The sequence below is a fragment of the Mesorhizobium sp. M0340 genome, assembly GCF_040321535.1.
Lineage (GTDB): Bacteria > Pseudomonadota > Alphaproteobacteria > Rhizobiales > Rhizobiaceae > Mesorhizobium.
Genome location: NZ_JAMYRR010000005.1, coordinates 259730 through 285376 on the forward strand (window position 1 = coordinate 259730; position 25647 = coordinate 285376).

General features: G+C 63.6%; 21 protein-coding genes. 6 read left to right on the plus strand and 15 right to left on the minus strand.

Going from position 1 to position 25647, the window contains the following annotated elements:
* Window positions 1-19 precede the first annotated feature (19 nt).
* Window positions 20-1363, minus strand: a complete 1344-nt coding sequence (locus NKI79_RS10115) for an aminotransferase-like domain-containing protein (protein ID WP_352801388.1) — start codon at window positions 1361-1363, stop codon at window positions 20-22.
* A 103-nt stretch (window positions 1364-1466) separates the two neighbouring features.
* Between NKI79_RS10115 and NKI79_RS10120 the strand changes: the two genes are divergently transcribed.
* The 5 genes from NKI79_RS10120 to NKI79_RS10140 all read left to right on the plus strand — a co-directional run bounded on the left by NKI79_RS10120 (window position 1467) and on the right by NKI79_RS10140 (window position 6249).
* A complete protein-coding gene (locus tag NKI79_RS10120) occupies window positions 1467-2435 on the plus strand; it encodes a substrate-binding domain-containing protein (RefSeq protein ID WP_352801389.1) in 969 nt (322 codons plus the stop codon).
* 70 nt (window positions 2436-2505) lie between these two features.
* On the plus strand, window positions 2506-3336 hold the full coding sequence (locus NKI79_RS10125) for an ABC transporter substrate-binding protein (protein ID WP_502909805.1): 831 nt from the start codon (window positions 2506-2508) through the stop codon (window positions 3334-3336).
* A gap of 8 nt (window positions 3337-3344) precedes the next feature.
* Window positions 3345-4265: an amino acid ABC transporter permease gene (locus tag NKI79_RS10130; protein WP_352645401.1), complete on the plus strand. Its 921-nt coding sequence runs from the start codon at window positions 3345-3347 to the stop codon at window positions 4263-4265.
* Complete coding sequence (locus tag NKI79_RS10135; RefSeq protein WP_352801391.1) at window positions 4252-5025, plus strand: amino acid ABC transporter ATP-binding protein; 774 nt, start codon at window positions 4252-4254, stop codon at window positions 5023-5025. The genes NKI79_RS10130 and NKI79_RS10135 overlap by 14 nt, the downstream gene beginning before the upstream one ends.
* 42 nt (window positions 5026-5067) lie before the next feature.
* Window positions 5068-6249, plus strand: coding sequence for a M20 aminoacylase family protein (locus NKI79_RS10140; RefSeq protein WP_352801392.1), 1182 nt, complete (start codon window positions 5068-5070; stop codon window positions 6247-6249).
* Between the two features lie 126 nt (window positions 6250-6375).
* Here NKI79_RS10140 and NKI79_RS10145 read toward each other — a convergent pair whose 3' ends face one another.
* The 9 genes from NKI79_RS10145 to NKI79_RS10185 all read right to left on the minus strand — a co-directional run bounded on the left by NKI79_RS10145 (window position 6376) and on the right by NKI79_RS10185 (window position 17998).
* Window positions 6376-8022 (minus strand): hypothetical protein, encoded by a 1647-nt coding sequence (locus NKI79_RS10145; protein WP_352801393.1) that lies wholly within the window; start codon window positions 8020-8022, stop codon window positions 6376-6378.
* 158 nt (window positions 8023-8180) lie between these two features.
* Window positions 8181-10163, minus strand: coding sequence for an ABC transporter permease (locus NKI79_RS10150; protein ID WP_352801394.1), 1983 nt, complete (start codon window positions 10161-10163; stop codon window positions 8181-8183).
* Window positions 10160-11236: a quaternary amine ABC transporter ATP-binding protein gene (locus NKI79_RS10155; protein WP_352801395.1), complete on the minus strand. Its 1077-nt coding sequence runs from the start codon at window positions 11234-11236 to the stop codon at window positions 10160-10162. Before NKI79_RS10155 ends, NKI79_RS10150 begins: the two co-directional genes overlap by 4 nt.
* 74 nt (window positions 11237-11310) lie before the next feature.
* Window positions 11311-12285, minus strand: coding sequence for an ABC transporter substrate-binding protein (locus NKI79_RS10160; protein ID WP_352801396.1), 975 nt, complete (start codon window positions 12283-12285; stop codon window positions 11311-11313).
* Window positions 12286-12700: 415 nt separating this feature from the next.
* Window positions 12701-13486: an SDR family oxidoreductase gene (locus NKI79_RS10165; RefSeq protein ID WP_352801397.1), complete on the minus strand. Its 786-nt coding sequence runs from the start codon at window positions 13484-13486 to the stop codon at window positions 12701-12703.
* 8 nt (window positions 13487-13494) lie between these two features.
* Entirely contained in the window at window positions 13495-14259 is a 765-nt protein-coding gene (locus tag NKI79_RS10170; RefSeq protein ID WP_352801398.1) for an SDR family oxidoreductase, read from the minus strand.
* 126 nt (window positions 14260-14385) lie between these two features.
* A complete protein-coding gene (locus NKI79_RS10175) occupies window positions 14386-15894 on the minus strand; it encodes a sugar ABC transporter ATP-binding protein (protein ID WP_352801399.1) in 1509 nt (502 codons plus the stop codon).
* A gap of 33 nt (window positions 15895-15927) precedes the next feature.
* Complete coding sequence (locus NKI79_RS10180) at window positions 15928-16866, minus strand: sugar ABC transporter substrate-binding protein (RefSeq protein ID WP_254820381.1); 939 nt, start codon at window positions 16864-16866, stop codon at window positions 15928-15930.
* A gap of 148 nt (window positions 16867-17014) precedes the next feature.
* Window positions 17015-17998, minus strand: coding sequence for an ABC transporter permease (locus NKI79_RS10185; protein WP_302897181.1), 984 nt, complete (start codon window positions 17996-17998; stop codon window positions 17015-17017).
* Between the two features lie 308 nt (window positions 17999-18306).
* Here NKI79_RS10185 and NKI79_RS10190 point away from each other — a divergent pair, with 308 nt between their 5' ends.
* On the plus strand, window positions 18307-19269 hold the full coding sequence (locus NKI79_RS10190; RefSeq protein WP_031211026.1) for a sugar-binding transcriptional regulator: 963 nt from the start codon (window positions 18307-18309) through the stop codon (window positions 19267-19269).
* Here NKI79_RS10190 and NKI79_RS10195 read toward each other — a convergent pair.
* The 5 genes from NKI79_RS10195 to NKI79_RS10215 form a co-directional block, all read right to left on the minus strand.
* A complete protein-coding gene (locus tag NKI79_RS10195) occupies window positions 19266-20759 on the minus strand; it encodes a xylulokinase (RefSeq protein WP_352801400.1) in 1494 nt (497 codons plus the stop codon). The genes NKI79_RS10190 and NKI79_RS10195 overlap by 4 nt on opposite strands.
* A 19-nt stretch (window positions 20760-20778) precedes the next feature.
* Window positions 20779-22101 (minus strand): NAD(P)H-dependent oxidoreductase, encoded by a 1323-nt coding sequence (locus NKI79_RS10200; RefSeq protein ID WP_254820384.1) that lies wholly within the window; start codon window positions 22099-22101, stop codon window positions 20779-20781.
* A gap of 214 nt (window positions 22102-22315) precedes the next feature.
* Window positions 22316-23422: a mandelate racemase/muconate lactonizing enzyme family protein gene (locus tag NKI79_RS10205; protein ID WP_352801401.1), complete on the minus strand. Its 1107-nt coding sequence runs from the start codon at window positions 23420-23422 to the stop codon at window positions 22316-22318.
* Window positions 23423-23477: 55 nt separating this feature from the next.
* Complete coding sequence (locus tag NKI79_RS10210; RefSeq protein WP_352801402.1) at window positions 23478-24209, minus strand: GntR family transcriptional regulator; 732 nt, start codon at window positions 24207-24209, stop codon at window positions 23478-23480.
* 279 nt (window positions 24210-24488) lie between these two features.
* The gene (locus NKI79_RS10215; RefSeq protein ID WP_254820387.1) at window positions 24489-25643 is read right to left on the minus strand and encodes an efflux RND transporter periplasmic adaptor subunit; all 1155 of its coding nucleotides are present in this window, start codon (window positions 25641-25643) and stop codon (window positions 24489-24491) included.
* Window positions 25644-25647: the final 4 nt, after the last annotated feature.

A 25647-nucleotide genomic window follows, 5' to 3' on the forward strand; every position in this document is an offset into this window, starting at 1 on the left:
CGAACGGCGATGACTTGCCTCAGACAACCTCCCGCGTCGGGTCGGCTGCAAGCGCCAGGGAATTTGCGACGTGCTCGAGCTGCTCCTCGTCCAGAATGCTGGTCGCGACGCGGACGGCGTTCGTTTTTCCGGTCGAAAACTTCGCTCCGGCATGGACCGCGATGCCGTGGGCGGCCAGCGTGACCATCGCGTAAGGTTCCGAAGCAACCGGAATGAGGATGCTGAGACCGTGCCCGGCGTCGATCACGACATTGCGTTTGGCCAGTTCGCAGGCCAGCCGTTCGCGGCGGTGGCGGTAGACCTGCTTCGCCCGCTCCACCAGGGTGGCCGTGGCCGGGTCTTGCAGCAGCCAGGCAGTGGCCGCCTGCAGGATGCGGCTGGTCCATCCCGAGCTGAAGCTGCGGTAGGATTGGATCTGCTCGACGATCGTCGCCGATCCGGACAGGACGGCGAGCCGCAGGTCAGGGCCATGGGTCTTGGAATAGGACAGGATGTGGACGACGCGATCGGGAAAACGCCGACCCAGCGAAATGCGCGGCGCCGAGGCAATATCGCCAACGCCGTCGTCTTCGACAATCAGCACGTCGGTACCGGCGAGCAGGTCGCCGATGACTTCCAGCCGCGCCGGCGACATGCAGGCGCCGGTCACCGAATGGACGCGCGGCTGGAACAGGAACGCGACCGGCCGCTGCCGCAGAGCGCTGGCGAGCGCGTCGGGCAAGGGGCCGTCACCGTCGCAATCCACCGGGATGATCGGTACGTCGAGATCTTCGAGGATGTCGAGCAGGCGAAGCGCCGTCGGGTTCTCGATGGCCACCGGCGCTCCCGGCGGGACCAGCGCATGCAGCAAGGTGTAGATGGCGTTGTAACCGCCATTGGTGGCCAGGAACGCACCGGGATCGTACGGCCATGACGGGCGCACTGCGGCCTCCAGCTCGGGCAGGATACGCACCCGCTCGTAACTGTTGAGCTTTTCGGCGCGCGCACCATGCGCCAGCGCGATGTCGAGCGGCGGCAAGAGCCTCACATCGGGCTCCGCGATCGCCAGGTTCAGAACATCCTGTCCGTAATTGCCGCCGCTCATGTGGCGCTCGGGCCGGGCGGCAAAGCGGTTGCCCATGATCCAGGTGCCGTTGCGTCCGCGGCCGCCGATGATCTTGTAGCGCCGCAACTCGCTCCACGCCTGCGAGACCGTCGCCGGGCTGACGCCGAGCACATAGGCCAGATCGCGCACCGGCGGAAGTTTCGCGCCGACCGGCAGCGCGCCGCTTCTGATCAGAGCACTGGTCTCGCGCGCGATGCCGCGCATCGTGCGGTCGCCAAGGCGTTCAGCGAACCATCCTGCATCGAAATCCATCGGCATCGGCGACCGTTAAAGCTAATGTTCAATAACATAATAACATTTGATCGGCAGAAAATAAACATTTACCAATCGCCGGTCAAACATAGCTTTGAAGTTCATGCCGATGGCCGTTTCGATCACTATAGCCACCCGCGATTGGGACTATCTCACCCCCTTGGTCCTGGGTGACGTCGCCTCCAATCGCCTGTCGTTGAAGGTTGACCGCGTCGCCACGCTGATCGCGGATCTCGGCACCGATCCGAACTACGATGCGGCGGAGGTCTCGTTCAGCCGTTATGTGTCGGCCATGGCTTCGGGCGTCGATACGGTGGTTGGACTACCGTGTTTCATCATGCGCGGCTTTCGCCATCGCTGTATCATCACGGTCGAGGACAGTCCGCTGCAGCAGCTTTCCGACCTTGCCGGCAAACGTATCGGCGTCACCGGCTGGCGCGATTCCGGCAACACGTGGACGCGCGGGGCGCTTCGCCGGGAGGGCGTCGGCATCGAGGATGCCTATTGGTTTGCCGGCCGGTTGACATCCGAGCACCCGATCGCCGACCGCCTCGACGGATTCGGCAGGCCGGGGCGCATCGAAGCAGCACCGGGCGAGCGCCCGATGATGGAGCTGCTGGCGCAAGGCGAGCTCGACGCCGTTTTCACGCCCTTCATGCCGGACGGCTTTTTCGGCCCGGCTTCCGGCTTCCGGCAAGTGCTGCGCGATTTTCGCGCGGCCGAACGCGCCTATTTCGCCGACGTCCGTTATGTGCCGGGCATGCATCTGGTCGCTGTCAAGGCTGCAATGGCCAGGGAACATCCCTGGCTGCCGCAGGAACTCGCCAGGCTGATCGACGAAAGCCAGCGCGTCTGGACGGCAAAGCGCCGAAAATATGCCGACACCTCGCCGTGGATCCTCGAGGAGCTGCTTCATGCGGGGCGCGACCTGCCTGCCTCCTGGAACGCCAGCGGCCTGCCTGCCAACCGGCGCATGATCGAGGATTTCGTCACCGAGCTCCATGTCCAGGGCATTCTGACGGAACCGATTTCCGCCGAAGCCTTGTTTCCTTTCGAGGCCAGGTCGCGGGCCACCTGACAACGCAACGAAGAACACGAAGGAGAATGCCATGAGGACAATCAGCTTCATATTCGCCTCGCTCGTCACCATGCTGGCGCAGGCCAGCTTTGCCCAGGATATCCAGAAGCAATCGGTGAACGAAGACTTGCGGGCCCGGCTGCCGGAGGAGATCCGCGCGGCGGGAACGATCACGGCCGTCAACAACGGCTCGTTCCCGCCCTATGAGATCGTTACCGGCACGGAACTGTCAGGGGCGACCAAGGACATTTCGGACGCTATAGGCCAGTTGCTCGGGATCGAGGTCGATCATGCCTCCGTCGCCGGCCTGCCGGCTTTGCTGAGCGGCATCAATGCCGGCCGTTATCAGTTCGCGATGGGGCCTGTCGGCGACTATCCCGACCGCCAGAAATCCAACGACTTCGTCGATTGGGTGCGCGAATACGTTGTCTTCGCCGTCGAGAAGGGCAACCCGCAAGGCATCACCTCGCTCGACACCGCGTGCGGCAAGCGCATTGCCGTGATGTCGGGTGGCTCGGCCGAAAAGGTTATCAAGCAGCAGGCGCAGAAATGCACCGAGGGCGGCAAGCCGGCCGTCGAGGTGCAATCCTTCACCGACCAGCCAAGCTCGATACTGGCCGTCCGGTCGAAGCGCTCCGACGCATTCTTCTCCTCGCAGGCGCCGCTGACCTATTTCGTCGAGCAGGCGAAGGGCCAGCTGGAACTCGCCGGGGTCGGCCAGGCCAACGGCTTCAAGGACATCTACCAAGGCGCCGTCGTCAAGAAGGGTTCGCCGCTGGGCGGCGTGCTGCTCGACGCCTTCAAGATCCTGATGAAGAACGGCACCTACGCCGCGGTGATGAAGAAGTGGGGCCTCGAGAAGAACATGATCGACGCGCCCGGCATCAACCAGGGCCAGTAGAGGCTGCCATGACCGACGCGACCGCTGCCTACGCGGCCGGGCTGCCGCGACGTCCCGACGACGCGCTGCGCGACGTCAAACGAGCCCACCGGCCATTCCCGCTCGTCCGGCTGGCGCTCTGGGCATTCACCGTCGCCGTCGCCGCCGGCTTCGCCTATATCGTCGCGGTCAACCCGAATTTCGGCTGGCCCGTGGTCGCCCAGTATTTCTTCGATCCGACGGTCATGCAGGGGCTTTCCGTAACGCTCGGCCTGACGGTCGTGGCGATGATCCTGGGCATCGTGCTCGGCCTGCTGCTCGCCATCGCGCGCATGTCGAACGACAGGCTGGCATCCTTTCTCTCCGGCCTGTTCATCTGGTTCTTCCGCGGAACGCCGCTGCTGGTGCAATTGATCCTGTGGTACAACCTTTCGACGCTGTTTCCGCGCATTTCCATTGGCTTCGCCAGCTGGAACACCAACGACCTGATCACGCCTTTGACGGCCGCCGTTCTTGGTCTGGCGCTGAACGAGGCCGCCTACATGGCCGAGATCATTCGTGGCGGGCTGCTGTCGGTGGACAAGGGACAGGCCGAAACGGCTGAAGCCTTCGGCATGACCCGCGCGCGGGCCTTGCGGCGCATCATCATCCCGCAGGCGATGCGATCGATCGTGCCGCCGACCGGCAATCAGCTGATCAGCATGATCAAGGCGACGTCGCTTGTCAGCGTCATCGCCATGGCCGACCTGCTCTACTCGGTGCAGTCGATCTACAACCGCACCTTCGAAATCATTCCGCTGCTGATGGTTGCAGTGCTGTGGTACCTGCTGATCACCTCGATTCTCAACGTGGCGCAAGGCGCGATCGAACGCCACTACAGCCGCGGCGACCGCGGCGCGCGTGAGAAGACGGCGACCGCCACACTGGAGGCCGCCAATGAGCGCGCATGACACGCCCCTGGTCAGGGCGCGCAACGTTCACAAGGCGTTCGGCCCGCTCGAGGTGCTGAAGGGCATCGACCTGGACGTCGCGCCTGGCGAGGTGGTGGTCATTCTCGGACCGTCCGGCTCCGGCAAATCAACCTTCCTGCGATGCATCAATCATCTGGAGGCGATCGACCAAGGGTCGATTGAGGTGGACGGCGAGCAGATCGGCTACCGGCTGCACAACGGCCGGCTCGACAAACTCTCCGACCGGGCGATCGCGGCGCAGCGGCGCAAGATCGGCATGGTGTTCCAGCAGTTCAACCTCTATCCACACATGACGACCCTGCAGAACGTCATCGAGGCTCCGGTCGGCGTTCACCGGGAGAACCGCAAGGAGGCGATCGGCTACGCCCGCGAACTGCTGACCCGCGTCGGTCTCGCCGACAAGATCGACGCCTATCCGCGCCAGCTTTCAGGCGGCCAGCAGCAGCGCGTCGCCATCGCCCGTGCGCTCGCCATCCGCCCGAAATTGATGCTCTTCGACGAGCCGACGTCGGCGCTCGATCCGGAACTGGTCGGCGAGGTCCTCTCCACCATGCGTGATCTCGCCAGGCAGGGCTTGACCATGATCGTCGTCACGCACGAGATCGGCTTTGCCCGCGAAGCGGCGGATCGGGTGGTGTTCATGGACGACGGCAATGTGATCGAGGCCGGGCCTCCGGACGAGGTTCTCGCCAAACCCAGGCACCCGCGCACGCGGGCCTTTTTAAGCCGTTTCATCTGACAGCAAAGCCGGCACGATTACGTGCTCGGCAAAGGACCTTCCATGCCAAAGACCTCCAACCAGTTCGCCGACATTTCCGACTTCGCCGACAAGGCCGCCGAGCTTGCGGCGGTTCGCCAGCACCTGCACGCGCATCCCGAGCTTTCATTCCAGGAGCACGAAACGGCTGCATACGTTGCCGAACGGCTCGAAGGCTGGGGCTACGAGGTGACGCGCAATGTCGGCGGGCTCGGCGTCGTCGGCCGCTTGCGCCAGGGCAGCGGCCGCAGCATCGCCATCCGCGCCGACATGGACGCCTTACCGATTACCGAAGCGACCAATCTCCCTTATGCCAGCCAGGCCAGCGGCACGATGCACGCCTGCGGCCATGACGGCCACACCACGATGCTGCTCGGCGCCGCCGAATACCTGGCGCGCACGCGGTATTTTAACGGCACGGTGAACCTCATCTTCCAGCCGGCCGAGGAAGCCGGCAAGGGAAGCGGGGCGCAGGCGATGATCGCCGACGGCCTGTTCGAGCGCTTTCCCTGCGATGCGATATTCGGGCTGCATAACCATCCGGGCGCGCCGACGGGTTCGTTCCTGATGCGCGCCGGGCCGCTGATGGCGGCGAGCGATACCGTCACGATCAAGATAACCGGGCGTGGCGGCCACGCCTCGCGTCCGCACCTGACGGTCGACCCGATCGTCGCTGCCGCCAACATCGTCATGACGCTGCAGACGGTGGTGTCGCGCAACGTCAACCCGATCGAGACGGCTGTCGTTACCGTCGGCACCATTCACGGCGGCACGGCCTCCAACGTCATCCCGGAACACGCCGAGATCACGCTGAGCGTCCGCTCTTTCTCGGCCGAGATTCGCGACACGCTTGAGCAGCGTATTCGCAATATCGCAGCACTTGTGGCGCAGGCGCATGGCGCAACGGTCGAGATCGATTACGAGCGCGGCTACCCGGTGGTGATCAATTCCGAGGGCGAGACGTCCTTCGCGACAGACGTCGCTGTCGAGCTCGTCGGTCAGGACAAGGTGTCCGTCTGCCCGTTGATCCCCGGCAGCGAAGATTTTTCTTATTTCCTCGAACACAAACCCGGTTGCTTCCTGCGCCTCGGAAACGGCGAGGATTCAGCCATCCTGCACAGCTCGAAATACGATTTCAACGACGGCAATCTGACCGTCGGCGCAGCGCTCTGGGCTCGATTGACCGAGAGATTCCTGGCCATGTGATCCACACCTGCGGCTTGGATTGTCGAACGGCCGGCCGGGCAGAATTGGGGCGACCGGCCGCGCGACTATCCTCAACGAACTCTCACCGCATTCCAGCTCCTTCGAACAGGGTAGGTGTTTATTCTCTCAGACGAACAAAAAGTCACTCGTTGTCAGCGGGCTCGTAAAGTTTGCGAGAGTAACTTGATCGACTCCCGCGGTAATGATGGTGTCGGCTCCAGTTTGCGCAATTGTGAGATCATCGAACGATTGCACGCCCTCCACGCCGCTAAACACGATAGTGTCGCCTTGGGTCTGGCTGAAGTCGTAAATGGTGTTTTGGGTTCCGACCGTCATGGAACCATCGTCCTTGAATATGAATTGGTCTTTGCCGCCCTGAGCCAACTCGCTCAGTTGCCCGTCGCCCCACATGTCATTGATGACCGTGCAGCCGGGTGCCGCGCTCCCGGCGTACAGGGTATCGTTTCCGCCCTTGGCCGAACCGGACATTTGTAGAGCGTCGCCGCACAGGAAGTTACGGACCTGGCCGCTTTCGCTGTTGTGGCCCCCGGTAAGAATGTCGTTGCCGCCCTGGGCGGAACCGGACATAGCGCGCGCGTCGCCGTATAACTCGTTTAGAACATCAGGAAAGGCGCTTTTGTCCCCGCCGGTCAGGGTATCATTGCCGCCCACAGCGCTGCCGAGCATCGTGACCGCATCGCCATACCCCAAATTATGAGTGCCTTGCAACACGGCCACGTCGTCGCCCCCAAGCGCGTGATCGAACATACTGCCGCCCGCGTCGCCGTAGAACGTTATCTCCGAGCCACCCGCGCTCGTGAAAGTGTCGTTGCCGCCCGCGGCGAAACCGGAAAGATCACCGCCCGCATCGCCATAAAGAGTTTTGCTCCCGATCTCCCCACCCAGGTCCGTATAGTGGTCGTCGCCGCCCTGAGCATGGTCAGACATGTTGCCGCCGGCGTCGCCGAAGAAAGTGTTGGTGGAAAAGAAGCCACCCGTGAAGGTATCGTTGCCACCCTTGCTGTAGTCCGACATATCGCCGCCGGCATCGCCGTAGAAAGTGTTGAAGGAGTCGGTCCTGGTCGTGAAACTGTCGTCGCCGCCTTGCGCATTGCCGGACATGTTGCTGCCCGCGTCACCGTAGAAAATGTTATTGGCTTCTATCGAGCCCTGGAAGGTGTCGTTGCCGCCCTTGCCATGGTCGGACATCTCGCCGCCCGCGTCACCGTAAAAGGTGTGATCGGCTCCTTGTCGAGTGCTGGTCACGAAAATGTCGTCGCCGCCTTGAGCAAAGCCGAACATGTTGCCGCCGGCGTCGCCGTAGAACGTGTTGTCTACCCGTCTACCCACTTCACTGCTCAACGTATCGTTGCCGCCTTTGCTGTGGTCCGACATATCGCCGCCGGCATCGCCGTAAAAAGTGTTGAAGGAGTCGCCCTCGGCTCTAAAACTGTCGTCTCCGCCCAGAGCATGAACGAACATGTTGCCGCCGACGTCACCGTAGAAGACGTAGGTGCCCAGCGAGGCGCCTGTGAAAGTGTCGTTGCCGCCCTTGCTGTGGTCCGAGCCATCCTCGCCGGCATCTCCGTAAGCAGTGGTGGTGGAGGATGGCGATCCCGTGAAGATGTCGTTGCCGCCCCTCGAGAAATCTAGCAGGCTGCCGCCAGCATCGCCGATTAAGATGTTTGTATTTAGATCGCCTGCGAGGACGTCATCGGTGCCCCGTTGACGGTCTACTAGATCACCGGGAGTAAAGGGAACGCGTATAGCCATTGTTCGCTCTCCTGTTGAGCCTGCCCGTCCGATGACAGCCGTACGAGGTGAGGTAACAGCGAGCAATCATCCCGAATGGCTATATCTTTAGGCGTAGGGATCGGTGCCTCGTTAACGGCGCGCTTGGCGGCAGCTTCCTGAGGCCGTCCTATTCCGGACTATCCCAGCCTTGCGCGAGCCTTCGCCGTCCAGGCGTTGAACAGCCGGTCGGCGACGATGCCGATGAAGGCAATGGCCAGGCCGGCGACGATGCCGCGGCCGGAATCGGCCTTGGACAGCGCGATGAACACCTCCTGGCCGAGATCGCGGGTGCCGACCATGGCGCAAATGATGATCATCGCCAGTGCCATCAGGATCGTCTGGTTGACGCCAAGCATGATCTCTGGAAGGGCCAGCGGCAGCTGCACGCGAAAGAAGGTCTGCCGCTTGGTGCAGCCGGACACCTTCGCCGCCTCGATCAGCGCCGGCGGCACCTGCCGGATGCCGTGATTGGTGTAGCGGATCGCCGGCACCACGGCGAAGGCGACGGTGGCGATCATCGCGGTGACGTCGCCGACTCTGAACAGCATCACCACCGGAATGATGAAGCAGAACGACGGCAGCACCTGCAGCGTGTCGATGACCGGCGTGACGGTCTTTTCGAAGCGGTCGCTGCGCGATGCCATCAGCCCGATCGGAATGCCGATGAGGCAAGCGATAAAGGCCGAGATGCCGCACAAATAGACCGTCGCCATGGTCTTTTCCCAAAGGCCGGTGACGGCGCAGAACGCTGTCAATGCCGCGACCAGGGCGGCGAGGCGGAACCCGCCGAGCTGGTATCCGGCAAGGCCAAGGAGACAAACCGCGCCCAGCCACGGAAAGCCCTCGCAGAAGGCGCGCACCGGGTTCAGCACGTTGAGGATAAGCGCCACGCGGAACGCTTCGATCGTGTCGAAGAAGTTGATGGTGATCCAGTTCACCGCCGCCTTCCACAAAGGCGCGGTGGTGAAGGTGATCGCTTTTGGCACCGCGGCGAAGGCCGGCACGAACAGGCCGAGCAGCGTGGCGACGGCGAGGATGGCAACGGCCAGCGTCAGGTTGGGATAACGCCGCCAGAAGCTGGTGCCGGCCTGATGGCGGACATTGCCCTTGTCGTGATTGTGGGCGATCGCCTGGCTCAGCCGGTCGAGTGCAATTGCCAGTGCGACAATGGCGAGGCCAGCCTCCATCGCCTCGCCGACCTTGAGCGCGCGCAGCGCCAAAAGCACGTCATAGCCGAGCCCACCGGCGCCGATCATCGAGGCGATGATCACCATATTGAGTGCCAGCATGATGACCTGGTTGACGCCGACCATCAATGTCGGCCGCGCCGACGGCAACAGCACTCGCCACAGCTTCTGCCGTGCCGTGCAGCCGGCCATCTCGCTGAAATCGTCGATCTCCGACGGCACCCGCGACAGGCCGAGCATCGTCGCCCGCACCATTGGCGGCGTCGCGAAAATTGCCGTCGCGATCATTGCCGAGACCGGGCTGTTGCCGAAAAGAAGCAGCATCGGGATGAGATAGGCGAAGGTCGGGATCGTCTGCATCAGATCGAGGGCAGGGGAGATCAACAGCCTCTCCACCCAAGGCTTGCGCCATGCCCAGATGCCGGCGAACAGCCCGGTGACAATGCAAAACGGCACGGCGATCGAGATCAAGCCCAGCGTCAGCATGGCGCTGGTCCACTGCCCGAACAGCGCGATGTAGAGAAAACAGCCGCCGGCCAGCGCACCCAGCTTCCAGCCGCCGGCGGCGCGTCCGGCAAGGTAGGCGGCAGCGCAGACGCCGACCCAGGACAGGCGCGGCAACACGACCATATCGGCGCCATGGCCGATCTTGAAATTCTTGGCCAGAAGAGCGAGCGCGAAATCGAGCGGTACGCCGAGCACCGCGGTGATCGAGCGGGTCAGCCAGGAGAAGTTCGACTTCACCCAGTTTATCAGCGCACCGACCCAGTCTGCGACAGGAACGATCGCGCCGGCCGGGTAATTGACCGCCCAGGGCAGGCCTTCCTGCAGCAGGAAGACGATAAGCACGGCGGCGAGCGCGCAGGCCCAGATCGCCAGCCAGGTTTGAACCGGCCGGGGCCTCGCTGCGCTGGCGCTTGCCGTGACCGTCATGCGCCGGCCCCACGACGTTCTATGCCGGCCAGAAGATCGATCACCGCCTGCGGCGTGACCTCGCCGATCGGCTTGCCGGTGCCGTTGACCACCGCGAAGGGCTTGCCGGCAGAGACGATATCAGCCGAAAAACTTGATATCTTGGCATCCGGCGCGACCGTGCCGCCGTACTCGGCGCCGTCGCAGGCGCGCATCAGGCTGCGCGCCGATATCACCTTGGCGCGATCGACATCGCGGGTGAATTCGGCGACATAGTCGGTCGCCGGATTGACCACCAGCTCTTCCGGCGTGCCGATCTGGATGACCTCGCCGTCCTTCATGATGGCGATCCGGTCGGCCAGCCGGATGGCCTCGTCGAAATCATGGGTGATGAAGACGATCGTCTTGTGCAGCATGGTCTGCAGCCGCATCAGCTCGTCCTGCATCTCGCGGCGGATCAGCGGATCGAGGGCCGAGAACGGTTCGTCGAGGAACCAGATTTCCGGCTTCGTGGCGAGGCTGCGGGCGATGCCGACACGCTGCTGTTGTCCGCCGGAAAGCTCGCGCGGATAGAAATGCTCGCGGCCGCGCAAGCCGACCAGCTCGATCACTTCCCGTGCGCGCGCCTCGCGCGTCGGCCGGTCCTGTCCCTGGATGCCCAAGGGAAAGGCGATGTTCTCCAGTACGTTGAGATGCGGGAGCAAGGCAAAATTCTGGAACACCATGCCCATACGGTGGCGTCGCAGCTCGATCAGCGCGGCATCGGAAATCTTGAGCAGGTCCTTGCCTTCAAACTCGACCTTGCCGTGGGTCGGCTCGATCAGCCGCGACATGCAGCGCACCAGCGTCGACTTGCCTGACCCGGAAAGTCCCATGATGATGAAGATCTCGCCCTGGCGGATTTCGAGATCGACGGCGCGCACCGCCCCAACCAGTCCGGCGGCGGCGATGTCCGTCATGCTGGCCTTGCCGTCGCGCCGGCGGATGAAATTGGCCGCGTCCGCGCCAAACAGCTTCCAGACATTGCGACAGGCAAGTTTGATCGGGCGTGCATCGTTGCCCGCTTTCGCCGCCTGTTCAATCGTATCGCTCATTCAATCGTCCTTCTGGAATAGGGGATCGAGACCCGGCCCTGAGTGGCCGGGTCGTCGCGTTTCCAGTCAGACGGTCACTCGGCCCAGGCTTTCCAGTCGGCTTCGTGGGCGGCGATCCAGGCGGCGGCGACGTCTTCCGGCGTCTTGCCTTCGAGATCGATCTCGCCGCTCATCTTGTTGAGCTCGTCGGTATCGACCGTGTAGTTTTTCGCGACCTTGTAGGCGACCGGCCATTTGTCCTTCATGCCGGCCCAGGAATATTTCCAGATCTCGCCATGCGGCTTGCCGCAGTCATATTTGGCATCGGGGTTCACGCCCCATTTCGGGTCGTTGTAGCATTCCGGCGTATAGTCGGGGAATTCGACCCATTCGCCCTTGTATTTGGCCGGCGCCCAATGCGGCGAATAGATCCACAGCATGATCGGCGCCTTGCGCTGATAGGCCGAGTCCAGTTCGGCGAACATCGCCGCATCGGTGCCGGCATGGATGACGGTGAAGGGCAGTTTCAGCGCCTCGACGCGTTCGTCATCAAAACCTTCCCATGTCACGGGTCCGCCGAGATAGCGTCCCTTCGGCGCGGTTTCGGCGGTCGAGAACGCTTCGGCGCATTTCGGGTCTTTCAGCGCCTCCCAGTTAGGCAGGCCGGGGCATTTCTCTTTCATATACTCGGGAAACCACCATTCCTCCTTGGCCTTGGGCCCGAGCTTGCCGAGACGTTCGGTCTGGCCGGTCGCGTCCGAGGCCTTCATCGCCTCGCCGGCCGTCGTGTCCCAGAATTCCAGGCCGACATCGATGTCGCCATTGGTCAGGCCGGTGGTCAGGCTGGAGAGATAGTCGGCGGTCGGATACTCGACGGTGTAGCCGAGCTTTTCGAGGATGCCGCCGAGGATCTTGGCGTTCAGATTGACGCTGGTCCAGTCGAACAGCGCGATCTTGATCGGGTCGTTGGATTCCGGCGCTGCCGCATAGGCCGAAGACGTCAGCGCGCTCGCCGCGGTAAGTATTAAGGCTCCCATTGAGAAACTCGAAATCATGTTCCGAAGTGACATGCTTGTTCTCCTGTCAAGCTCTGGTGAAGTTATCGTTCGTTCCCTTCTTGCGTCTTTTTTTGATTGTGTTGGAAAAGCTGGTCGTTGCGCAAGGGCGTTGGCGCCAGATTGCTGCCGGCGCTGAAGCGGCGCAGAGCGGATGGTGCCCAATTTCGTGAAGATGTGCCGGAGGGGACCGTGTCATGGCTGCCGATGGATTGCTGCCAAGGCAGTCCGCGGATCGATCGCCGGTCTGGCGGCGCTCTGAAAGATGCGAGCCATCAAGGTCCCATGATCTCAGCTGTCGGCCTGGCGAACCCCATCTCGCCAGAGCCGTTTCATGGGATGAAATTATATATACCAACAGTCATGTCTCGCAACGCATAATGCCGTCACGGTGATGCAATTCGGACAGGGCACTGGCGCCCGAGTATCCTCACGACATGATCAGGCCGCCATCGACATTGATGGTCTGCCCGGTGATGTAGGCCGCATCGTCGCTGGCGAGAAAGCTGACCAGGCCGGAGACGTCCTCGCCGCTGCCGGCGCGGCCCATCGGGATGTTCTTCACCCATTCGGCCATCAGTTCGCCGGGCTTGTAATCGCCCATCAACTTGCCCCACGCCGCATCGTTATAGGCCCACATGTCGGTGTCGATGATGCCGGGGCAGATCGCGTTGACGGTGATCTTCTCCTTCGCCACTTCCTTGGCCAGGCTCTGGGTGACGCCGACGACGCCGAATTTCGAGGCCGCATAATGCGGCGTGTAGATAAAGCCCTGCCGCGCCTGGCCGGATGCGGTGTTGATCAGCCGGCCGCCGTCGCCGTGCTTGCGGATGCGCGCGATCGCCTCCTGGCAGCACAGGAACACGCCCTTGGTGTTGACCGCCATCACCTTGTCCCATTCGGCCTCTGTCATCGCCTCGACCCTGGCGATGGTGATGACACCGGCATTCTGTACGGAGATGTCGACGCGGCCGAACTGTTGCTCGGCCAGATCGTAGAGCGCGACGACTTCGTCTTTCCTGGTCACGTCCATGCGCAGCGATGCGACCCTGGCGCCCGCAGCCTTCAGATCGGCGGCAACCTCTTCGACGCGCGCGTCGATGGCGCTGACGACGACCGCAGCACCTTCCGCCGCGAAGCGCTTTGCCATTGCCGCGCCAATGCCGCCGCTGGCGCCGGTGATGACCGCCGTTTTTCCCTGGAATCGCTTCTGCATTTTTTCACCTACCAGCAGACGAAGCCGCCATCGACGATCAGGTCGATGCCGGTGACGAAACTCGAGGCGCGGCTGGCCAGGAACACGGTCGGGCCGACCATCTCTTCCGGCGCCGCCATGCGGCCCATCGGCGTGTCGCGCTCGAAGATCTTGACCTGGTCGGCGACCTCCGGTCGCTTGTTCATCGGCGTCAGCGTATAGCCGGGGCTGACGACATTGACGCGCAGGCCGCGATCGGCCCATTCCATGGCCAGGCTCTTCGACATGTGGATGACCGCGGCCTTCGACGAATTGTAATGCGCCTGTGTCAGGCCGCGATTGACGATCGAGCCAGACATCGAGGCGATGTTGATGATCGAGCCTTTGCGCCGCGTCAGCATGGCGCGGGCCTCGGCCTGGCAGGACAGGAACACGCCGCTGACATTGACGTCGTAGAGCTTCTGCCATTTCTCCAGCGACAGCGTCTCCGCCGGCTCAGCTCCGGCGACGCCGGCATTGTTGACGGCGACCGTCAGCGCGCCGAGTGCCTTCTCCGTACGCTCGATCGCGGCCGCGAGATCGGCCTCTGACGTCACCGTGCCGTTCAGCACCAGCGCCTTGCGGCCAAGTGCCGTGATCCGGTGCGCGGTCTCCTCCAGCCCGCCTTTGGAGGCGTGGCCGAAGCAGGCTATGTCGGCGCCGGCCTCGGCCAAGCCGATGGCGATTGCTTGGCCGATGCCGCTGCCGGCGCCTGTAACAAGTGCCACGTCACCATGAAGTTCGAATAGTTTCATCGTCGGTCCCTCTGTTCCAACCGCCGTCCTCCGGAAATAAAGGGGCGCCAACTCTGTTGCTGGCGCCCCGCGCGGTCTGGTGCCCGGGAGGATACCACCTGCTGCGCTTTGTTTCGATGGGCCGTCCTAGCTCGTGGCGAGTTCCATCACGGCGACATTGCTCGCTTCGCTGCGGCCGAGAATGCCGCGTTGCCGGCCGCGGCTCAGTACCAGCACGCGATGCGACAGGCCGAGCACTTCCTCGAGATCGGAACTCACCACCACCACCGCCATGCCGGAACGGGCAAGGTCGGCGATGACATCATAGATCGCGGCGCGCGCACCGACGTCTATGCCGCGCGTCGGCTCGTCCAGGATGAACACCTTGGGCGGGCGCGACACCCATTTGGCGATGATCACCTTCTGCTGGTTGCCGCCGGAGAGCTTGCTGACCGCCTGGTTCGGCCGGCCCTTGACGCCGAGCCGGCGAATGCCGGCCTCGGCGAATTTCTGCACCGCCTTCGGGAACACCCAGCCATTCGGCGCGACATGGTCGAAATTGCCGATCGCCAGGTTCTCGCCGATCGTCTGGTCGAGCACCACGCCTTGCGCCTTGCGGTCTTCCGGTACGAGAACGACGCCGGCCTTGATCGCCGCCGCCGGGCCATTGAGATGCACCGGCTTGCCGGCGACGCGCACCGAACCCGATGAGATCGGATCGGCACCGGCGATCGCCCGCACCAGCTCCGTGCGTCCGGCGCCGATCAGCCCGGCAATGCCGAGGATTTCGCCGGCCCGCACTGAAAAGCTGACATTTTGAAAGCTGCGTTCCGGCGAGGACAGGTTCTCGACTTCGAGCAGCGTGTCGTTGCCCGGCGCCGATACCGTAGGGAACATCCGCTCGACGCTGCGGCCGACCATCTGCTCGACCACGGTGCGCACCGGAACGTCGGCGCGCTCGTGCCGGGCGACGATGCGTCCGTCGCGCATCACCACCACGCGGTCGGCGATTTGGGCGATCTCGTCCAGCCGGTGGCTGATATAGATGAAGGACATGCCTTCCGCCTTGAGCTTGCGGATTTGCTGGAACAGGAGCTCCGTTTCCTCGCCGCCAAGGGCGGCCGTCGGTTCGTCGAAGATCAGCAACTCGGCATTGAGCGTCAGCGCCTTGGCGATTTCGACCTGCTGCTGGGCGGCGATACGCAGCGTGCGCACTTTGCGCTCGGGTGAGACATCGAGGCCGAGGCGCTTCAACTGGGCCGATGCCCGTGCATTCATTGCCGTGCGATCGATGCGGCCGCCGCGCATCGGCAGGCGCCCCACATAGACGTTTTCGGCGACCGACAGATCGGGCAAGAGCTTCAGCTCCTGGTGGATCATGCCGATGCCGGCGTCGATCGCCGCGGCAGGATTGGCGGGGGAATAAGGGTTCCCCCGCCAGGTGATGGTGCCGGCATCGGGTTTCGTCGACCCGGCGATGATGTTCGAGACGGTCGACTTGCCGGCGCCGTTTTCGCCAAGCAGCGCCACGACCTCGCCCGGCCGCACCTCGAAGCTCGCATCGGCCAGGACCTGCACCGGCCCGTAGCTCTTGCAGAGGCCGCTGACGACGAGCCCGTTATGGGGGCTGTGCGTATGGCGAGGATCGGTGGACATCGTTGCGCTCGCTGACTGCCGGACTGGTCTCAATCAGGGATGCTTGGCGATGAACTGCTCGACATTGTCCTTGGTGGTCAAAGTCGCATCCTGCAGCTGTTCGGCGGGAATGGTCTCGCCGGCCACCAGCTTGATTGCCGCGTCGACGGCAAGCCGGCCCATGCCTTGCGTCTGCTGCGTTGCCGTCACGTCGAAGACGCCGTCCTTCAGCGCCTTGAGCGCCGCCACGTCGCCGTCGAAGCCGGCAACCCAGACCTTGTGGCCGGGATTGGCGACCTTTACCGCCTGCGCCGCACCGAGCGCCAGCGCGTCGGCCTGGCCGATGACGATCGACACATCCGGATGCGACTGCAACAGATCCTGCGTCAGCTTGAAGCCTTCGTCCTGGTGCCAGCCTTCGCTCCACAATTCGCCGACCACCTTGATGTCGGGATAGCCCTTCAACGCTTCGCCACAGCCCTTCGAGCGATCGACCTCGGGCGTCGTACCCTTCTGGCCGTGGATGATGATCAACTCGCCCTTGCCGCCGGCCTGCTTGGCAATGTAGTCGCAAACCGCCTTGGCCGATGCCACGCTGTTGGTGGCGATGAAGGTGTCGCCGGGTGCGCCGTCGGCGTTGCGATCGACATTGATGACTGGGATGCCGGCCGCCTTGGCCGTCTTGGTCGGCACGGTGGCGGCGGTGGCGCCGGCCGGAATGTAGATCAGCGCGTCGATGTTTTGCGTGATCAGGTCCTGCACCTGGCTGACCTGGGTCGCCGAATCGCCCTTGGCATCGACGGTAACGACCTCGATGCCCTTTTCCTTGCCATAGGCTTCGACGGACTGCTTGATCTGGTTGAAGAAGTCGGCCTGCAGATTGGCGACGGCGAGGCCGAGCTTCTTGGCCTCCTTCGCCGAGGCCATATCGGACAGGCCAAGCAGCGGGATGACGGCCGCGGCGGCAAGCAGCAATGAACGTTTGGTCAGCATGTTATTCCTCCGTTGATGTTCAATATGTCCTGCCCGCGCATCGCGGCGCCCCTTGGCCGAACAACTCCCAGTTTCGGATCACCGATCCGTTTTCGCCCGAATATCCGGGTGAATCTCATTGAGCCCAATTCTTCATTGTGCCCATTCTTCATTGTGCTCGGCGCCGCCAGGTGTCGGTGGCCACCGCCAGCGCGATCACCACGCCGATAACCACTTGCTGGATGAAGGGCGAGACACCGAGCAGGTTCAGCCCGTTGCGCAGCACGCCGATGATGAGGACGCCGATCGCGGTGCCGCCGATCGAGCCGACGCCGCCCGACAGGCTGGCGCCGCCGATCACTACCGCCGCGATGGTGTCGAGTTCGTAGCCGAGGCCGGAGCTCGGCTGGACGGAATCGAGCCGCGCGGCAAGCACGATGCCGGCGAGGCCGGCCAGCACGGCGCAGATCGCATAGACCCAGTTCGTCAGCGACTTGACCGGTATGCCGGACAGCCGGGCGACTTCGGCACTGCCGCCGATTGCGTACAGGCTGCGGCCGGTGGCGCGGTAGTTGAGGAAGATCGCGAAAATGACGGCAAGCACGATCATCAGCCCGACGGTGACCGAGAGGAAGCCGAAATGGCGGATGATCGACAGGCTGGTGAACCAGTCGGGAAAGCCGACGATCTGCGAGCCGTCGGTGATCATGTTGGCGAGACCGCGCGCCACCGACATCATCGCCAACGTGGCGATGAAGGGCGGCAGCTTGGTGATCGTGACCAGCAGGCCCGAAACCAGGCCGCAAAGACCGGCGACGACGAGGGCCGCGGCGATGCCGGCGGGCAGGCCGAGATTGAGATAGTCCGGATGGGCGACGAAGCCCATCACCATGGAAGCCAGTGCCAGCACCGAGCCGACGGACAGGTCGATGCCGCCGATCAGGATGACCAGCGTCATGCCGATCGCCATGATGCCGAGCACGGTGACCTGGTCGAGCACGTTGAGGATGTTGCGGATGGTCAGGAACGTGTCGGTGGTCAGCGAGAGCGCCAGGCACAGCAGAACCAGCCCGATCAGCGGACCCATGGTTCCGGCAAAGACAGCTGAAAACCTTGCGCCCGCCGTAGCCTGCGCGCCAGAGCCTGCCTTCAACTCGCCTGCCTTCAAATTGCTTGTGTCGTTGCTCACAGCCACTTTGTCTCCTCCACAGCAATCCGGCGCTGCATCACCGGGCCACTTTGCTCACCAGGCTCCTCCCTGTGAACAATTTATCTTTAACATGCAATTTTGTTCAGCTAAACTGTTCGTCGGAAAATTGTCAAGGCCTGCCGCTTCATTCGAGGACGGGTTTGCGCTGTCCGCCGGATTGGCTTACGCAAGGTCTCCGAAATCTTGGGCATTTCGAAGTCGCCGGATTGGAATTTCATGAGCAGAGCCGGCGGCTGCGGCAAGGCAAACAGATGACGATCGTAGAGAACGAAAGAGCCTCGCGCTTCCCCGACGCCGAACTCAAGGCCCGGGCCGCCTGGCACTATTACGTCGAGGGTCTTACACAGGAACGGATTTCCGAAATTCTTGGCGTCGGCCGCATCAAGGTGCATCGCATTCTCTCCGCCGCCCGCGAAGAGGGGGTCGTCCAGTTTCGCATCCGTGACAGCGTCGTCGAATGCGTGATTTTGGAGGAAAGCCTGAAGCAGCGGTTCGGGCTCAGCCAGGCCGTGGTCGTGCCGTCGGCAGCCGACCGAAGCAATGCGCCGCTGATGATCGGCCACGCCGCTGCCGCCTACCTGGCCGACCATGTGAATGCCGGCGATGTCATCGCGCTGGGCTGGGGGCGGACACTGAAATTCGCCATCAATGAATTGCCGCGGCGGCCCATCGCCAGGACGACGGTGGTTTCGATGCTTGGCGGCCTCACCCATGCCCAGCCGCTCAACCCGACAGAAAGCGCCTGGGATTTCGCCGAAAAGATCGGTGCGGAGTGCTTCCTGCTGCCGGTGCCGGTCTATGCCGACAGGCCGGAGCAGCGCGACGCCTTCATGAGCCAGCGCAGCGTCCAGGACGTCGTCTTCCGCGCACGCCGGGCAAACATCGCCGTGCTCAGCGTCGGCTCGTTTTCCAACGACAGCCCGATCGCCAATTATGGCTTCATCAAGCCAAGCGAGCTCGAGGAATTGCAGGCGGCCGGTGCCGTCGGCGATATTCTGTGTCATTTCATCGACGCCGAGGGCCGCCCGGTCGACCACGAGGTCAACCGCCGCGTCTGCGCCTATCCGCTGCAGGATCTGTCGGATATCCCGAGCATCATCCTGGTGTCGGGAGGCAGCGAGAAGGTTGCTGTGATGCGGGCTGCGCTCGCCAACACCAAGGTATCGGTTCTGATCACCGACGAAGACGCGGCAAAGGGCCTGCTCAACCGCTAGATTTCGCGGAGAGCGCCGAGGCGGGTATGGATATCGCGCGTCGCCTGGTAAAGGTCGCGGTAGATTGCCTTGCGGGCGCGATAGGCGGCGACAAGCCCGTCGACCGGATCGACATGCCTGGTGGGAGCGGCAGCCATTGCCTGCGCGGCGGCTTCCGGTGAGGCAAACCAGCCGATAGCCGCTGCCGCCAGCACCGCAGCGCCGAGTGCGGCGGCTTCGTTGACCGGCGAAACCGAGAGCGGCCGCTCGAGCACGCTTGCCATGATCTGCATGAGCAGCGCGCAATTGGTGCCGCCGCCCGCGGCAATCATCGCCGCCGGTCCGCCGGCCTGGGCTTCCATGGCCTCGGTGGCAACGGCCTGCTCGAAGGCGATGCCTTCCAGGACAGCGCGGAAGAGATGCTCCGGCCGGTGATCGAGCGACAGGCCGACAATGGCGCCGCGCGCCGCACCGTCCCAATAGGGGCTCATGACGCCGGCCCAATAGGGCATGATGAGCAGGCCCTCGCTGCCCGCGGCAACATCCAGCGCAGCCTTCTCCAGCGCTGCCACCGACGGCGAACCGGTCGTGCGAACGATCCAGTCGACCAGCTGCATGCCAGAGCGCAGCACGGTCTCGAGCATGAAACCGGAGCCGGTCGGCGAGACCAGCGTTCGAAAAGCGTCCGAGGTTTTCACCTTGCCGGAATAGCAGCCGCTGACCACGCCGGAGCCGAGCGAGAGATAGCTCTTGCCCTCGCCGTAAACGCCCATGCCAAGGCCCATAGCTTGGCCGTCACCGGCGCCGGCAACAACCGGCGTGCCGGCCTTCAGGCCGGTCAGTTGCGCTATGCTTGCGGAAAGACCGCCGCAGACCACGCCCGGCGCGACCAGCTCGGGCAATTGCTCCAGTTGCAGCCCCGCCGCCGCAACGAGCTCTGGACGCCAAGTGCCCTTCTCGACGTCGAGCAGCCCGAGCGGATCCGCACTTGCGGTGCTGGTGACCAATCGCCCGGTCAGTCGCTGGACGAAGAATCCATGCACGTCGACCAGCGCCGCTGCCTGGCGAAGCACTTGCGGCTGGTGCTCGGCAAGCCAGGCGACGGCGTAGAGTGCCGGCGTCGGGTCCGGCGGCTTGCCGCTCCAGTCGCGGATCGCCTCGCGGCCGAGTTCGGCCGAAAGCCTGATAACCTGCGGACGGGCGCGTTCGTCCAGCCACAGGATCGCCGGGATGAGTGCTTTGCCGGCGCTGTCCACCAGCGTGAAGGTCTCGCGCTGATGGGCGATACAGATCGCCGCCACCCGCGCAGCGCCGACCGCCTCGGTGACGTGCTTCAATGCGCCAAGCAGCGCCGTCCACCAATGTTCGGCATCCTGCTCGAAATGGCCGGGCTTCGGATTTGAAAGCGGGTACGGCTCGCGCGCCTGGAACAACTCCTCGCCGTCGCGCGCGAAGGCAATTGCCTTCACGGCCGTGGTCGAGGCGTCGATCCCGATTACGACATCTTCCATCAGGCGGAGATCCGGCGGGTCAGGCCGCGTTGGTAGCGAACCGTCCGTCTGACTGGTCGAGACGGCGGCGGATCTGGGTTATCACCATCGAATCGTCGGGTACACAATTTTCATAGGTCAGGAAGTCGCCGGTCTTGAGCGGCTTGACCACCTTGGCGCGTTCAGCAAGGCCGAGCGGCAGGGCGCCGCGGGCGCGCGCATCCTCCCAGGTCATGGCGAAGCCACGATAGTCGTTCTCGCCGATCATGCCGAGAGATTGGCCAACGCCGAGATCGCTCTTGGCAACCGCCACCGCCTCGGCGACCGGATGGTCGAGCGGCTCCATGTCGGCACGCTTGTAGACGACCGCGCGCGCCGCCGACAGCGGCACTTCCAGGCTGGTCAGATGATAGGGCCGGAAGATCGTGAAATAGGGGCCTTGGCCGACCTTGAGGTCGATCATGCGCTCCAGCACACGCGGATGCCGGGTCTCGATGATGCAGAACACGCCGGGCGCCACACCCTTGCCGATCGAGTAATCGACAACGCCCTTGCGGTGCAGCACGCCGCCATCCTCGCGCGGGCAAAGCACGCTTGCCAGCTCCTCCAGCGTCGCGGTCGGGCCGTGCATGCCCGGCACATCGGGCACCAGGCCGGTCGCATTGGCGATTGCCACCATTTCGATCGCCGTCTTCGAGCCGTCGACGAATTCGACCAGCATGCGCGCATTCATGTTGCGCTCGGCCGCCTCCTTCTCGTAGTCGGCCGGCATGGCGTCGATCTTCAGCGGATTGTTCTTGCCCTTGCCGGCGGCGATGATGTTGAAGCCGAGGCTTTTAGCAAAGCCGATGATCTCCAGCGTGCAGGCGGGCTCGTCGCCGGCGGCACCGGTATAGACGACGCCGGCCTTGCGTGCCTCCTCCTTCAGGAAGCGGCCGATGGTGATGTCGGCCTCGACATTGAGCATGACGATATGCTTGCCGTTCTTCATTACTTCGAGCGCAAACAGCGTGCCGATATTGGGATTGCCCGTTGCGTCGATGATGACGTCGATCCGGCCGGCCGCCGCCAGCGCATGCAAATCTTCGGTCACCGCGATCTTGCCCGCCTCGATGGCGCGGTCGATCGCCGCGGCATTGCCGGCCTGAACGATGTCGGAATGGTCATGGCCAGCGAGCAGCGCCGCGTCGATCGCTGCCTGCGGCCTGACTTCAGAAATGGCGCCGATCCGCATGCCCGGCATCAGCGCGACCTGGACGACGATGTCGGTGCCCATCTGCCCGGCGCCGGCAAGCCCGATGGTGATCGGCCCCTGCTGTTCAGCGCGCTGCAGAAGTTCCGCTGCAAATTGCGGATGGGACATGTCGCTTCCTCCAGTTCCTGACGCGCCGCAGCGTCGAAATCAACGTTTTGAACATTTCTATTTGCAAATGAAAAATATTTCAACCGGCAATTGGGTATTGTCGCTCTGCAATCGGCCGAAGACGATTGGATGAGCGGTCAATCCACACGACCGTGCCTCCGCAGTCAGAAGGACGCGGCATATTCAGGTTGATTCGGTGCAGCCTTATTGCAGTTCAGCTGCCGATTTCGAAGAAGGGCGCACCGAGCAGGCCGGGAACGACATCGATGCCGAGGCCCGGCCCATCCGGAATGCCCATACGGCTTCCCGAAACCGGCGGCATGTTGGATGCGGTGCGCACCGTCACCCATTCGTGAAAGGCGATGGCGTGCAGCCGGCGCTCCTCCGGCGTCGACAGCGACAGATGCGCCATGGCCGATGTGTCGATCTCGGCGCCGCCAGTGTCCTCGACCGTGATCATGAAGCCGAGGTCGACGGCAAGGTCGCGGATCTGGCGCGTTTTGGTGACGCCGCCAAGGCGTGAGATCTTCAGCGTCAGCCCGTCGGCGGCCCCCTTGCGATGGATGTCGAGCATATCGTCCAGCGAGGCGACGGATTCGTCGAGCACCATCGGCTTGTCGAGCGAGCGGCGCACCGCCAGGCATTCGTCGATCGTCGTGCAGGGCTGCTCGAACGTGTAGTCGATGTTGCGCGTCGCATCGGCGAACTGGCGCGCCTGGTAAGACGTCCAACCGGCATTGGCGTCGCAGAAGATGACGGTGCCCTTCGGCACGGCGGCGGCGACGGCTGTGACGCGTTCGATGTCGTCATGGACGTTGCCGCCGACCTTGACTTGCAGCCGATGAAAACCGCCGTTGACGATGCGCTTGGCGAGTGCGGCCATCGCGTCGACGGTGCCGTGGGTGACGACCTTGTAGAGTTCGGCCGTCTCACTTTCGCGCCCACCGAGCAGGGTGACCAGCGGCACGTCGGCGGCGCGCGCCGCGAGATCCGAGCATGCCATGTCGAGCGCCGACTTGATGTAGGGATGGCCCTTGAACACCGTGTCCATCAGCCTGTTGATACTGGCAAGCCCGCGTGGGTCATGGCCAATGAGATGCGGTGCGATCTCGACGACGCCGGCGCGCGTTCCGGCGGCGAAGGCAGGCGAATAGAAGTTGCCGAGCGGCGCCATCTCGCCCCAGCCGGTGAGCCCGCTATCGGCGGTGACGGCGATGATCACCGCGTCGAACGCATCGGCGACGCGCCCCTTGGACATACGATAAGGCCCGTCAACGAAGGGCTGCACGACATGGTAGGCCTTGATGGTTTTGATCTGCACGTTTCTGTCCGTTATCTGCGGTATTAAGGGTGGCCCGCCAAGCTTATCGGGCTCGTCACGCGGTTTCTGGCCGGCCGCGGGTCAGGCTGGCACGATCAGCGTCATTTGGGCGGCGTCGCTCCAGCCCGCGCGCATAGGCGAGCAATGCCTCGAAATCGAAATCGATATGCTCCTTGGCGTGGCGCTGGGCAGCGCGCATGTCGCTGCCCTTGAGCAGCCGTACATAGGTCTCGTGAGCATCTTCGGCAGGCACCGGCTCGTTGCGCGCCCGCTGGTGCAGCGCGAAATACATCTGCAGCCGGCTGGTCAGCCGCTGCCACGTCTCGAGCAGCACCGAATTGTCGGCCCATTCATGGATCAGGCCATGCAGTTGCAGCGCCGTTTCGATCTGCCGCGTCGTGTCCAGTTTGCGCGTCGCCTGCTTCACCGCCGCATGGCGCCGGTCGAGCTCGTCGAAGAAGCGCTGGTCGCGAAGCGGCCAGGTCCGCGCGATGGCGAATTCGTCGAGCACCCTGTTGAGCGAATAGGCATCGTCGATGTCCTTGGCGGTAACGTCGATGACGAAGGTTCCGGCGTAGGGGATGCTGGTCAGGATGCCTTCCTGCACCAATTCGCGCATCGCCTCGCGCAGCGGCGCACGGCTCACCCGCATCTGCTCGGAAATCCTGAGTTCGTTGAGCTTCTGCCCAGGTTCCAACTGGCCGGTCAGGATCGCCCGCCGGAGCAGCGCCACGATCTCGGCGCGTCTTGTCGTGTCGGCGATCGGACTGAAATCCAGCGTTGCCATTCCGGCTGCTCCAGCAAACCGAAAGGAAAAACAGATTGTCGACAATCTTACAAGAGGCGGGTCGTGGATTTCTTGACTTCCGCTTGGCCGCGGCTTGCGGCGCAGGCAAGGCCGTCAGGGCGCACGGCCGCAAAAGCCGACCCCGCTGAACATACGCCGGCTTCTCGAAGCCGGCGTATGTAGCGCTCTCCCCAAGGAATTGCGTAAGACGAACATAGCAAAACGGCGCCCTTGGCGTGGGAGCCGAGAGCGCCGCGGGACCGGACCTGATGGGGGTTATCAGGTGGCCGGTTTCTCGGGCAGCGGCGAGACCGGCATTCCCGGGCCGATCTTCTGTAGATTGCCGGTAATGACCCGGTCGCCTTCGGCCACACCGCTCAAGATGGCGACCTGATCGCCATTGGTCGGTCCGAGCGAAACGATACGCTGGTCGACCGTGTTGTCCTTGCCGACGACATAGAGGTATTTGCCGAGCTGGCCTGAGCCGAGTGCCGTCTGCGGTACCATCAGCGCATCGGGCTGCTCTTTGACGTGCAGCCGGACGCGGACATATTGGCCGGGGAGCAGCGTGAACTTGGCGTTGCCGATCGTCGCCCGCGCCGTGATCGTGCCGGTCGAGCGATCGATCGTGTTGTCTATGAAGGTAAGATCGCCCTTCTGGCGCGGTTCCGTTTCACCGGGAAGCAGGACGTCGACGCTGATCGGTCCTGCGGCCCGGGCTTCCTCGATCTGTGTCAGGTCGGTCTCGCTCGGATTGAAGGTGACGTAGATCGGATCGAGCTGCACCAGGGAGTTGAGCACGGTGCCGGCAACGCTGACCAGCGTTCCAACGGATGCCTGGCTGCGTCCGATGCGTCCCGCGAATGGGGCACGGATTTCGGTATAGCTCAAATTGAGTTCGGCGGTCCGCAAGGCGGCCTGGTTCACGGCGAGCGAGGCCTGAGCCTCACGCAAGGTGCTGGTGCGCTGGTCGAACACGTCCTTGGCGAGATAGCCGCTCTTGGCGAGCTCGCTGCCGCGCCCGAGATTGGAGCGCGCATAGTCGAGTGTTGCCGTGTCGCGCTGGATAAGCGCCTTCGCCTGCTCGAGGGCAGCCTGGAAATCCTCGGGGGCGATCTTGTAGAGAAGGTCGCCCTTCGCAACGTCACTGCCGTCGATGGCGACCTGCTCCTGCAGGTAGCCTGGCACGCGCGCCTGCAGCGTGATGCTGCGGATCGGCTCCACCCGGGCGGCGTAGTCGAGATAGATCGGGATCGTCTTCTTGACGACGCTCACCACCGGCACCGGCATGACGAAGGCTTCCGGCTTGGGTGTTGCCGCCCCGGCTGTGCCGGCGTTGAGGCTGAGGCTGCCCATGTCGAGCAGGTGAACGCTCGCCACCGAAATCGCCCCAAGGGCGACGGCCGTTCCCAGCGCGATTTTCCATTTACGCATGATC